Below are 7,651 nucleotides of genomic sequence, written 5' to 3'. Positions count from 1 at the left end.
GCCGCCCGAACCGTCGCCGTGATCTGCTCCACCGCCGCCGCCGTCTCCTCCAGGTTCGCCGCCTGCGTCTCCGTCCGACGGGACAGATCCTCGGCGGCGGTGGCGATCTCGGCGGAGCTGCCGAGGATGTCGCCAACCCCGGCCCGCACGCCGGCCAGCAGGACGCGGACCCGCTCCAGCCCGGCGTTCAGGTCGCGCTTGATGGCGGCGTAGGCGCCCGAGACGTCCGCCTCGACCCGCGCGGTCAGGTCGCCGTCGAGGAAGCGGCCCAGCGTCTGGCTGAAGGCGGCGGCGGCGGTGGCCTGCTCCTCGGCGAGCTTCTCGGCCTCGGCGAGGGCGAGGCGGTTGCGCTCGATGGCGTCGGCCTCGAGCGACTGGGCGTTGCGGGCGGCGTCGCGCAGCGTGGTCAGCGAGGTGGCGAGCTGCCCCATCTCGTTCTGCCAGCCCATGAAGGGGATGTGGGCGTCGTAATCGCGGGCGGCGAGGCGGTTGGTCGCGTCGGTAAGGGCCTGGATGGGGCCGGCGACGACGACCGAGCCCGCCCGCATCATCGCGAGCAGGAGGGTCAGGGAGACCGCGACGATGACCCAGGACGCGACCTTGTACTTGTAGGTTTCGTTCTCGGCCAGGATGACGGCCTCGCTCAGCACGGACTGGACCTTGCCGTCGAGGGCCAGCGCTTCCTTGCGATGCTCGGCGAAGAGCTCCTCGATGCGGCGCTCGGAGGCGTGGCGGGCGTCCTGGGTCTGGAGCCGGGCGGCCTCGATGTCCAGGCCGGGCCGGGGCTCCACGAGCGGGAGGTAGGTGGTCTCGATCTCGGCCCAGAGGTCGGCGGCGGCGCCGTTCGCCAAGGCCTGGACAGCGGCGCGGAGATCCTCGGGGAGGGTCGATTCGGTCCAGTAGCGGATGCGCGCGTCGAAGTCGCGGCGGAGCGAGCGGATCTGCTGGATCTGCTGAGTCACCTCGGCGGGGCGGCGCATGCTGTCGAATTCGAGGATCTCCGCCACGGGCTCGATGAGATAGAGGGAGGGGGGCGCCGCCTCGATCAGGAGGTTGCGGGCCTGGACCATGTCGGTGTGGATGGGGCCGCCGATGCGGACGCGGGCCATGCCATAGCTGAGGATCAGCGCGCCGACGGACACGGTCGCCAGCAGCAGGAGCGAGGCCGCCCGGAGCGAGGTCCCGAGCCGGACACCGGACAGATGCCGGTTCAGGAAGCTGTTGGTCAGATCGGACATGGGACGGCCTTCTGCATGGGGCGGCGACTAGGGTGGCATCGGACGGGATGGAGGCCGCCCACGATTCCCCTCCTGTCTACCAGCCACGCCTTAACCGGAGCCTAACGGGCCCCCGTCTCCGTGCCCCCGGTCGCGCGGAACGTCCGCCTGTGGCCGCCGCGCCGCAGGCGGACCGCATCGCCGTCGCGGGGGCGGGCCGGGAGGCTGGCGCGGCGCGCGGGTTCGTCGCTGCCGCCTGTCGTGGGGGGCCGGGTGCCGGTTCCCGGCGTGGCGCAGGCCGTGGTTGAGGGTCGTGAGCGCCGGCCGGGCCAGGGCGACGGGGCCCTCGCGGCCCCGGTCCTGACCGGGGCGATCCCGAGACACGGGCCGGCCCAGGCTCCGCCTCCTCCCCGGTCGGCAAGGCCCGGATCGCGATCGGGCGCCCAGGGCGCCGGCCCCGGCCCCGGCCCCGGCCCCGGTTCCGAGGCCGCATCGCCCGCGACGATCCCTGCGGCCTCGCGGTCGTCCCGGTCGTCCCGGTCGTCCCGGTCGTCGTGGCCCGGGCCCGGACGGGTCTTCCGCCTAGGCCCTCATCGTCCCCGTCTCGATGAAGCGCTGGTGCCAGCTCAGGGATTCGGTGAGGAGCGACGGCGACTGCTGGCCGTAGGAGCCGGCGCGGGCGCGCGCGAAGTAGTCGGCGAGCATCGGGCGGTAGTCGGGATGGGCGCAGTTGTCGATGATGGCGCGGGCGCGCTGCTTGGGCGACAGGCCGCGCAGGTCGGCGAGGCCCTGCTCGGTCACGATCACCTGCACGTCCTGGGCGATGTGGTCCACATGCGAGGCTTGGGGCACGATGGAGGAGATGCGCCCGCCCTTGGCGGTGGAGGGCGTCATGAAGATCGAGACGTAGGCGTTGCGGGCGAAGTCGCCCGAGCCGCCGATGCCGTTCTGGATGCGCGAGCCCATGATGTGCGTGGAGTTGACGTTGCCGTAGAGGTCGGCCTCGATCATCCCGTTCATGGCGAGGCAGCCCAGGCGGCGGATCAGCTCGGGGTGGTTCGAGATCTCCTGCGGGCGCAGGATCATGCGGTCGCGGTAGCGGGCCATGTCGGCGTTGAGCCGCGCCGCCGCGTCGGGCGAGAGCGAAAAGGCGGTGGCCGAGGCCATGCGGAGCTTGCCCGCGTCAAGGAGGTCGAGCATCCCGTCCTGGATGACCTCGGTGTAGGCGGTCATGCCGTCGAAGGGGCTGTCGATCAGGCCGGTCAGCACGGCGTTGGCGATGTTGCCCACGCCGGACTGGATGGGGAGGAGCGAGGCGGGAAGGCGGCCCTTGGCGACCTCGTGGCGGAGGAATTCGAGCAGGTGGCCGGCGATGGCCCGCGCCGTGTCGTCGGGCGGGGTGAAGGGGAGGTTGCGGTCGGGGGAGTCGGTCTCCACGATCGCCACGATCCTGTCGGGGTCGCAGCGGAGATAAGGCTCTCCGATGCGGTCGTCGGCACGGGTGAGCGGGATCGGCACGCGATGGGGCGGCAGGCGGGTGCCGTAGTAGATGTCGTGCATCCCTTCGAGCGCCGGGTTCTGCCAGCGGTTGACCTCGAGGATCACCTGGCTGGCGCGGTCGAGCCAGGTCTTGTTGTTGCCCACGGAGGAGGAGGGGATGAGCGAGCCGTCCGCGCGGATGCCGGTGACCTCGATCACGGCGGTGTCGAGCGGGCCGAGGAAGCCCTGCCAGGCCATGGGGGCGACCTGGCTCAGGTGCATGTCGAAGTAGTCCATCTCGCCGCGGTTGATCTTCTCGCGGGCGATGGGGTCGGAGTTGTAGGGGAGGCGGAACTCGATGCCGTCGGCGCGGGCGAGGGCGCCGTCGAGCTCGGGCCCCGTCGAGGCGCCGGTCCAGACCCGGACGCGGAAGGGGTGGCCGGCGGCGTGCTCGGCCTCGATCCGGGCGGCGAGCGCGAGGGGCACCGCCTTGGGATAGCCCGAGCCGGTGAAGCCGCTCAGGCCCACCGTGGTCCCGGCGCCGATCAGCGCGGCGGCCTCCTCGGCCGTCATGATCCGGGAGCGGAGGTCGGCATGGGCGATGCGGGTCGTCATGGGGTCGTCCTTTGGGAGGATTCGGGCGGGAGGTTCAGGGCAGGACGCGGTCGGCGACGGCGCGGAAGCGGGCGACCGTGCCGGCGACATCCCTGAGCTTGTCGAGGCCGAAGAGGCCGACGCGGAAGGTGCGGAAGCCCTCGGGCTCGTCCACCTGGAGGGGGACGCCGGCGGCGATCTGCATCCCTTGGGCGGCGAAGCGGCGGCCGGACTGGATCTCGGGGTCGTCAGTGTAGGCGACGACGACGCTCGGGGCCTCCCAGCCGGGGGCGGCGACGGAGCGGAGGCCCTTGTCGGCGAGACAGGCTCGGACGGCGCGGCCCAGCTCCCATTGCGCGGCGCGGGCGCGGTCCCAGCCGAAGGCGCGCGTCTCGGCCATGGCGTCGCGGAGCTGGCGCAGCGAGTCGGTGGGGAGCGTGGCGTGGTAGGCGTGGCCGCCGGATTCGTAGGCGGCCATGATCGCGGTCCACGTCTTCAGGTCGAGCGCGAAGCTGCTGGAAGTCGTGGAGTCGAGCCGGGCCCGGGCACGGTCGGACATCATCACGAGGCCGGCGGCGGGCGTGGAGGACCAGCCCTTCTGGGGGGCGGAGATCAGCACGTCCACGCCGGTCGCCTTCATGTCCACCCAGACGCAGCCCGAGGCCACGCCGTCGAGCACCAGGAGCGCGCCGACCTCGCGGGTGGCCTGGGCGAGCGCGCGGATGTAGTCGTCGGGGAGAATGATCCCGGCCGAGGTCTCCACGTGGGGGGCGAACACGGCGTCGGGGCGGGCCTCGCGGATGGCGGCCACGACGTCCTCGATGGGCGCGGGGGCGTAGGGCGCGGGCGCGGCGTTGCCCTGGGGGCGGGCCTTGAGGACGGTGGTCTTGCCTGCGAAGCCGCCCGCCTCGAAGATCTGGGTCCAGCGGTAGGAGAACCAGCCGTTGCGGAGGATCAGCGCGTGGGCGTTGCCGCCGAACTGGCGGGCGACGGCCTCCATGGCGCAGGTGCCGCCGCCCGGCACGACCGCGACCGCGTCGGCGCCGTAGACCTCGCGCAGGGTCGAGGACAGGTCGCGCATGACGCCCTGGAAGGCCTGGGACATATGGTTGAGCGAGCGGTCGGTGAAGACGACCGAGAACTCCATCAGGCCGTCGGGGTCCACCGGCGTCGGGCGGGGGAGGGCGTCGTCCATGGGGTCATCTCCTTCTTCGGGGCCAGTTCTTCGGGGCCAGCGAGAGCTAGGCCGGGGCCCGGGCGCGGGGAGGCCGGCGGGGCGTCACGGCTCGGTCCCGCGCAGCCGGGCGGCGATGCGGTCGAAGGCGGCGAGCATCGTCGCGACCTCGGCGTCGCTGACGTCGGCCAGCAGATCGGCCTCGGCCTGGGCGAGCAGGCGGCGGAGGCGCGCGACCTCCTCGCGGCCGGCGGGGGTGAGGTGGATCAGGCGGGCGCGGCGGTCGCGGTCGTCGATGCGCCGCTCGATGAGGGCGCGGCCCTCCAGGATGTCGAGCAGGCGCACGAGGCTCGAGTCGTCGGTGCCGACGCGGGCGGCCAGCTCCTTCTGGGCGATGCCGTCGCCGGCCTCGTGCAGGTGGATGAGGGGGGCCCAGCTCGCGTCGGTCAGGCCGGCGCGGGCGAGGTGCCTCTCGACCGCCCGCCGCCATTGCCGGGCGAGGACCGAAAGGCGGAAGCCGAAGAGATCGCCCGGGGGCGCATCGTGCATGGGGTGCCGCCGAATTGCTTTGTATTGCAATACAAACCTTTCGCTGCTACCGCAACCGCGTTCCGGCGGGCGGCCCCTGGCCGTCGCGGTTTCCATCCCCGTCCTTCCAGGAGAGTCCCCCATGCCCAGCCTGGCTTCGTCTCCGCCCGTCGCGGCCGCACCCGCCAACCCGCGCTCGCGCGTTCTCCTCGCCAGCCTGATCGGCACCACGATCGAGTTCTACGACTTCTACGTCTATGCGACGGCGGCGGTGCTGGTCTTCCCGCACCTGTTCTTCCCGGCGGGGAACGAGACGACGGCGCTGCTGGCCTCCTTCGCCGTGTTCGGCGCGGCCATGGTGGCGCGGCCGCTGGGCGCCATCGTGTTCGGGCACCTGGGCGACAAGCGCGGGCGCAAGGCGACGCTGGTGGGGGCTCTCCTCACCATGGGGATCGCCACCTTCCTGATCGGGCTCCTGCCCACCTACCCCACCGCCGGCTGGCTCGCCCCTGCCCTTCTGGTCATGCTGCGGCTGGCGCAGGGCTTTGCCCTGGGCGGGGAATGGAGCGGCGCGGCGCTGGTGGCGACCGAGAACGCGCCGGCGGGCAAGCGGGCGGTCTACGGCACCTTCCCGCAGCTCGGCGCGCCCTTGGGCTTCATCCTGGCGAACGGGCTGTTCCTGCTGATCGCGGCGCTGCTGCCGTCGGACGATCCGTCGCGGCCCTCGACGGCCTTCCTCGACTGGGGCTGGCGCATCCCGTTCCTGTTCTCGGTCGTGATGGTCGTGGTCGGCCTCTGGGTGCGGCTGAGCCTCGTGGAAAGCCCGGCCTTCGAGCGGACGGTCCGGACGGGCCAGGTCCGGCGGCTGCCGCTGGCGGCGGCGGTGCGGGCGCACGGCCGCGAGATCGTGCTGGGCACCTTCTACATGCTGGCGACCTACGTGCTGTTCTACCTGATGACGACCTTCTCGCTGAGCTTTGGGCGCGCGGCGCCGACGGGGGACGTGCCGGGCCTGGGCTACGACTACACGACCTTCGTGCTGATGATGATCCTCGGCGTGGTGTTCTTCGGTGTCTTCACCATGCTGTCGGGTCCCTGGGCCGACCGCTGGGGCCGTCGCCGGACGCTGATCGCGGTCACGCTGGGCATCATGGCCTTCGGCCTCCTCTGGGTGCCGATGCTGTCGGCGGGGACCGTGGGCGTGATGGCCTGGCTGATCCTGGGCTTCAGCCTGATGGGGATGACCTTCGGGCCGATGGGGGCGCTGCTGCCCGAGCTGTTCCCGGCGAACGTGCGCTACACGGGGTCGGGGATCGCCTACAACGTGTCCTCGATCCTGGGGGCGGCGGTGGCGCCGTTCATCGCCGTGGCGCTGTGGCGGATCGGCGGGGGCAGCCCCTTCTGGGTCGGCGTCTACCTGTCGGCGATGGCGGGGATCACGCTGCTCGCCCTGCTGGTCGGGCGCGAGACGCGGGACGTGGACATCGAGGCCTGACGGCTACGGGTGCGTCCGCCCCGCGGGCGCGCCCTCCCGGTCGCGTCAGGGCGCGCCTCGGCCGCCGCCGCGATGTCGGCTCTGCACGCGGAACCTGGCGGCGAGGTCGAGAGGGGCTCGTCGGAGAGGGCGGCCCTGGGATCCGCGCCCGACGGCGCGGCCCATCGCCACGCGCTCGCCCTGGCTTGCGTTCGAGCCGATGGGGGTCGCGGACAGGATCTCCGCCGCGCGGCGCGCCTCTCCGTCGATCTCCGCCCGATTCCTCCCGGCGATCTTGGGCGCCAGGTGAATGTTCTGCGTCGCGGTCATCCGGATGCGGAGCGCCGGATGGGAACGGTCGGGCAGGCCAAAGCCCGAAGTCGGCCTCGCCGCCGCGCACGGTCGCGCCGCGACGGGCGGGGCGGGGGACCGGGGGGCCCGGCGAGGGACAGCCCCATCGAGGAGCCGGCGGTGGGCCAGAGATGCGCCACGCGGCCCGACCGCGACGTGGCGCTCCCCGAGCCAGCCCTGGATCCAGCCAATCAAGCCCTGTCGCGCGAGCATGGAGCGGCAGAAGGTGGAGGGCGGGGCGCACATCCCGCGTCGGATCGCCGCCCCGGAGTTCGAGACGATGGCGACCGGGAAGATCGCCGAGGAGGCGCTCCGGCGCATCGCCGCCATCTACGCCGTCGAGGCCGAGCTCCGCGGGCAGTCGCCCGACAGCCGCCGCGCCGGTCGGCAGGAGAGGACCAGGCCGATCCTCGAGGAACTGCGCCCTTGGCTAGAGGCGCAGCTCGCGCGACTGTCCGCCAAGTCCCGCCTCGCCGAAGCGATCCGTTCCAACCTGAAGCTCTGGGACGGCCTCGCCCTCTTCCTCGAGGACGGCCATCTCGAGCCCGACGCCAACCCCGTCGAGCGCGCCATCCGCCCGATCGCCCTCAACCGCCGCAACGCGCTCTTCGCCGGATCAGATCGCGGCGGGGAGCACTGGGCCATCCTGGCCTCCCTCGTCGGCACTTGTCGGCTCAACGACATCCATCCTCACGCTTACCTCACGGAGGTCCTGGAACGTCTCGTCGCCGGCCATCTCCGTAAGCGTCTGGTCTAGCTGCTCTGACGGTCGGAGATGCCGAGGGATAGTGTCCGCTTGTGGATGATGGACACTATCGGGGTCTGGGGTGGCAC

Annotated in this window: 6 protein-coding genes; 2 read left to right on the top strand and 4 right to left on the bottom strand. The window is 72.4% G+C overall.

The features are described from left to right. From J2Z33_RS18790 to J2Z33_RS17775, 4 genes are all read right to left on the bottom strand, one after another. A partial coding sequence (locus tag J2Z33_RS18790) for a HAMP domain-containing protein (RefSeq protein ID WP_209843561.1) occupies window positions 1-1,238 on the bottom strand: 1,238 nt, incomplete at its 3' end. Between the two features lie 561 nt (window positions 1,239-1,799). Beyond that, window positions 1,800-3,311 carry a succinyl-CoA:acetate CoA-transferase ScpC gene (gene scpC / locus J2Z33_RS17785; protein ID WP_209843559.1) on the bottom strand — a complete coding sequence of 504 codons (1,512 nt, stop codon included), beginning with the start codon at window positions 3,309-3,311 and terminating at the stop codon, window positions 1,800-1,802. A 34-nt stretch (window positions 3,312-3,345) separates the two neighbouring features. After that, window positions 3,346-4,485 carry an aminotransferase class V-fold PLP-dependent enzyme gene (locus J2Z33_RS17780; RefSeq protein WP_209843557.1) on the bottom strand — a complete coding sequence of 380 codons (1,140 nt, stop codon included), beginning with the start codon at window positions 4,483-4,485 and terminating at the stop codon, window positions 3,346-3,348. Between the two features lie 84 nt (window positions 4,486-4,569). Further along, complete coding sequence (locus tag J2Z33_RS17775; protein WP_209843555.1) at window positions 4,570-5,013, bottom strand: MarR family winged helix-turn-helix transcriptional regulator; 444 nt, start codon at window positions 5,011-5,013, stop codon at window positions 4,570-4,572. A 121-nt stretch (window positions 5,014-5,134) separates the two neighbouring features. Here J2Z33_RS17775 and J2Z33_RS17770 point away from each other — a divergent pair, with 121 nt between their 5' ends. Continuing rightward, on the top strand, window positions 5,135-6,487 hold the full coding sequence (locus tag J2Z33_RS17770) for an MFS transporter (protein WP_209843553.1): 1,353 nt from the start codon (window positions 5,135-5,137) through the stop codon (window positions 6,485-6,487). A gap of 289 nt (window positions 6,488-6,776) precedes the next feature. After that, window positions 6,777-7,574: an IS66 family transposase gene (locus J2Z33_RS17765; RefSeq protein WP_377110483.1), complete on the top strand. Its 798-nt coding sequence runs from the start codon at window positions 6,777-6,779 to the stop codon at window positions 7,572-7,574. Window positions 7,575-7,651: the final 77 nt, after the last annotated feature.

The organism is Rubellimicrobium aerolatum (assembly GCF_017872975.1).
Lineage (GTDB): Bacteria > Pseudomonadota > Alphaproteobacteria > Rhodobacterales > Rhodobacteraceae > Rubellimicrobium > Rubellimicrobium aerolatum.
The sequence above is the reverse complement of the archived record's forward strand: the minus strand, read 5'-3'. Positions and strand labels throughout refer to the sequence as shown.